This is a genomic window from Micromonospora maritima (assembly GCF_902825405.1).
Taxonomy (GTDB): domain Bacteria; phylum Actinomycetota; class Actinomycetes; order Mycobacteriales; family Micromonosporaceae; genus Micromonospora; species Micromonospora maritima.
The window spans coordinates 1-3,286 of the sequence record NZ_CADEAU010000550.1 but is presented as its reverse complement, the minus strand read 5'-3'; the positions used below and the strand labels follow the sequence as shown (position 1 = coordinate 3,286).

The following is a 3,286-nucleotide window of genomic DNA, read 5'->3' as shown; positions in this document are numbered from 1 at the left end:
CGCTGGGCGGGCGGTGCGAGTCGGGCATCGGGCTGGTCACCCGGGCGGTCGGCCTGGACGCCGCGCTGGACACCGTCGATCTGGTGGTCACCGGCGAGGGCTCGTTCGACCACCAGTCGCTGCGCGGCAAGGTCGTCGCCGGCGTGGCCGGGGCCGCCCGGGACCGGGGCGTGCCGTGCGTGGTGCTGGCGGGACGGGTGAGCACCGGCCGGCGGGAGGCCGCCGCCGCCGGCGTGACCGAGGCGCACAGCCTGGTCGAGCACTTCGGCGGCGAGGAGCACGGGGGAGTGGCCGCGGCGATGGAACGTCCGGCCGAGGGGCTGCGGGCGCTCGGCGCCCGCCTGGCCGGCCAGTGGAGCCGCTGAGGGCGTTCCGCTGGTCACGCCGTCGGGTGGTCGCGCCGGCAGCGGCGTACGATCGGAGACGGACCACCGGGAATACTGGCGGACGCACGGCGTTGGCCAGTACGTCCGGACCTCATACCGCGCAGGGAGACTTCCACGTGACCACGCCAGCGCAGACCGAGTCGACCGAGGCCACGCAGGCCCCCAGCACCGTCGTCCTCACCGACGTCGCGGCGCAGAAGGTCAAGGCCCTGATCGAGCAGGAGGGCCGCGACGACCTGCGGCTCCGGGTCGCCGTGCAGCCGGGTGGCTGTTCCGGCCTGCGGTACCAGCTCTTCTTCGACGAGCGGTCGCTCGACGGTGACGTCGTCACCGACTTCGGCGGTGTCGAGGTCGTCGTCGACCGGATGAGCGCCCCCTACCTGGCCGGCGCCACCATCGACTTCGCCGACCGGATCGACGCCCAGGGCTTCACCATCGACAACCCGAACGCCGGCAACTCCTGCGCCTGTGGCGACTCCTTCAGCTGAGTCGGCGGGCCGAACCCGACCGTAAACGGCGGGGCCACCCCGGACGGGGTGGCCCCGCCGTTTCGTCGTACCCGCTGGGTGTCCGTGCGGTGACGTCCGGATGTGCGCGGCACGACCGGTCGGCGGCCGACCGCCGTCCGGGTGGGCGGGCCGACCGGTAGGCTGACCGCGCCGTGCTCCCGACCACGAGGGTTGACATGAAGATCGCCGTGACCGGCTCGATCGCGACCGACCACCTGATGAGCTTCCCCGGCCGCTTCGCCGACCAGCTCATCGCCGACCAGCTCGACAAGGTCTCGCTGTCCTTCCTCGTCGACGAGCTGGTGCTGCGGCGCGGCGGCACCGCCGCCAACATCGCGTTCGGCATGGCCCAGCTCGGGCTGCGGCCGGTGCTCCTCGGCGCCGTCGGCGCCGACTTCGCCGACTACCGCTCCTGGCTGGAGCGGCACGGCGTGGACTGCGACTCGGTGCACGTCAGCGAGGTGGCGCACACGGCCCGCTTCGTCTGCACCACCGACACCGACATGTGCCAGATCGCCTCGTTCTACGCGGGCGCGATGAGCGAGGCCCGCAACATCGAGCTGGCCCCGGTCGCGCAGCGGCTCGGCGGGCTGGACCTGGTGCTGGTCAGCGCCAACGACCCGGCCGCGATGATCCGGCACTCCGCCGAGTGCCGCGACCGCGGCTACTCCTTCGTCGCCGACCCGTCGCAGCAGCTCGCCCGGATGGACGGCGCGGACGTGCTCGGCCTGATCGACGGCGCCGACTACCTGATGACCAACGAGTACGAGCGGTCGCTGCTGCAGAGCAAGGCCGGCCTCAGCGACGAGCAGCTGCTGGACCGGGTGAAGGTGCGGGTCACCACGCTGGGCAAGCAGGGCGTGGAGATCGCCGGCCGGGAGGTCGGCACCATCCGGGTGCCGATCGCGCGGGAGATCCAGGCGGTCGACCCGACCGGCGTCGGCGACGGCTTCCGGGCCGGCTTCTTCGCCGCGCTCGACTGGGGCGTCGGCCTGGAGCGCGCCGCCCAGGTCGGCTGCCTGCTGGCCACGCTCGTGCTGGAGAACTTCGGCGGCCAGGAGTACGAGGTCCGCCGGGACCTGTTCGTGAAGCGGCTCGCCGAGTCGTACGGCGACGCGGCCGCCGAGGACGTCCGGCCGCACCTGCTGTGACAGGCGTGCCGGGCCCGGCCGGCGGAGTGGACCCGGAGGTCCGCCCCGTCGGCGGCCCGCTGCTCGTCGCGTTCGCCGGGCTGCCCGGCGTGGGCAAGAGCACCCTGGCCGCACGGGTCGGCGCCGCGCTGCGCGCCCCGGTGCTGCCGGTCGACCCGGTCGAACGGGCCCTGGGCCGGTACGGCCTCACCGGTGACGTGCCCGGCATGGCCGCGTACGGCGCGGTCGCCGGGCTGGCCGAGGTGCAGCTCGGCCTGGGGTTCAGCGTGGTGGTCGACGCGGTGAACCCGGTAGCCAGCGCCCGCGGCCTCTGGCACGACCTGGCCGAGCGGGCCGGCGTGCCGCTGCGGGTGGTCGAGGTGCACTGCGGCGACGAGGCGGAGCACCGCCGCCGGGTCGAGGCCCGGCCGCCCGAGGAGCACGTGACCTGGGAACAGACGCTGCGCCGGCGGGCCGAGTACGAGCCGCTGATCGGCCCGCGCCTGGTGGTCGACACCGCAGTGGCGACAGACCCGCTGCCCGGGATCCTCGCCTACCTGGGCGACACCCGCACGTCGTAGCCGGGCCCGTCGTCGGGGTGCGCGGCGAGGAACTCGTGGCCGCGCATCCGGCACCAGGCCGGGATGTCCACCGCGGCGGCCGGGTCGTCGGCGAGCACCCGCACGACCGCGCCGGCGGGCAGGTCCGGCACCCGCCGGGCCAGGTTGATCACCGGCAGCGGGCAGCGCTGCCCCCGGCAGTCGAGCACCTCGTCCGGCTCGCTCCTCGCGCTCACAGGTCCGTCTCCGTTCGCGACTGCGGGGCTCGCAGGACCGGCTCGCTCCTCGCGCTCACAGGTCCGTCACCCCCGCCTCGGCCCGCAGGTCGGCGACGATCCCGGGCAGCTCGGCCAGGAACCGCTCCACGTCCGCCTCGGTGGTCTCCCGGTGCAGCGACACCCGCACGTTGCCGTGCGACAGCACCCCCATCGCCTCCAGCACGTGTGACGGCCGCAACGTCGAGGACGTGCAGGACGAGCCGGACGAGACCGCGAAGCCGCGCCGGTCCAGCGCGTGCAGCAGCGCCTCCCCGTCCACGTACAGGCAGGAGAACGTCACCAGGTGGGGGAGGCGGTCCACCGGGTCGCCGACCACCTCCACGTCCGGCACCTCGGCCGCCACCCGGGCCCGGATCCGGTCCACCAGCGGACCCAGCCGGGCCGCCTCCGCCGCCGCGTCGGCCGCCGCCGCGCGCAGGCTCG

At 74.8% G+C, this 3,286-nt stretch carries 6 protein-coding genes; 4 read left to right on the top strand and 2 right to left on the bottom strand.

The features are described 5' to 3' along the window. The 4 genes from HUW36_RS28850 to HUW36_RS28835 all read left to right on the top strand — a co-directional run. A partial coding sequence (locus HUW36_RS28850) for a glycerate kinase (protein WP_174531004.1) occupies positions 1–365 on the top strand: 365 nt, incomplete at its 5' end. Between the two features lie 137 nt (positions 366–502). Continuing rightward, entirely contained in the window at positions 503–874 is a 372-nt protein-coding gene (gene erpA / locus HUW36_RS28845; RefSeq protein WP_091573194.1) for an iron-sulfur cluster insertion protein ErpA, read from the top strand. A 197-nt stretch (positions 875–1,071) separates the two neighbouring features. Continuing rightward, positions 1,072–2,046, top strand: coding sequence for a carbohydrate kinase family protein (locus tag HUW36_RS28840; RefSeq protein WP_174531003.1), 975 nt, complete (start codon positions 1,072–1,074; stop codon positions 2,044–2,046). Then, on the top strand, positions 2,043–2,606 hold the full coding sequence (locus tag HUW36_RS28835) for a P-loop nucleotide/nucleoside kinase family protein (RefSeq protein ID WP_174531002.1): 564 nt from the start codon (positions 2,043–2,045) through the stop codon (positions 2,604–2,606). The genes HUW36_RS28840 and HUW36_RS28835 overlap by 4 nt, the downstream gene beginning before the upstream one ends. Here the strand turns inward: HUW36_RS28835 and HUW36_RS28830 are convergent. Continuing rightward, positions 2,579–2,821 (bottom strand): sulfurtransferase TusA family protein, encoded by a 243-nt coding sequence (locus HUW36_RS28830; protein ID WP_174531001.1) that lies wholly within the window; start codon positions 2,819–2,821, stop codon positions 2,579–2,581. The two genes, HUW36_RS28835 and HUW36_RS28830, sit on opposite strands and share 28 nt — an antisense overlap. Before the next feature lie 55 nt (positions 2,822–2,876). Continuing rightward, on the bottom strand, positions 2,877–3,286 hold a 410-nt coding region (locus HUW36_RS28825; RefSeq protein WP_174531000.1), incomplete at its 5' end, for an aminotransferase class V-fold PLP-dependent enzyme.

Bases quoted from the DNA above. Each gene is read 5' to 3' on its own strand.
- HUW36_RS28840 (WP_174531003.1), top strand. From the start codon at position 1,072: ATGAAGATCGCCGTGACCGGCTCGATCGCGACCGACCACCTGATGAGC.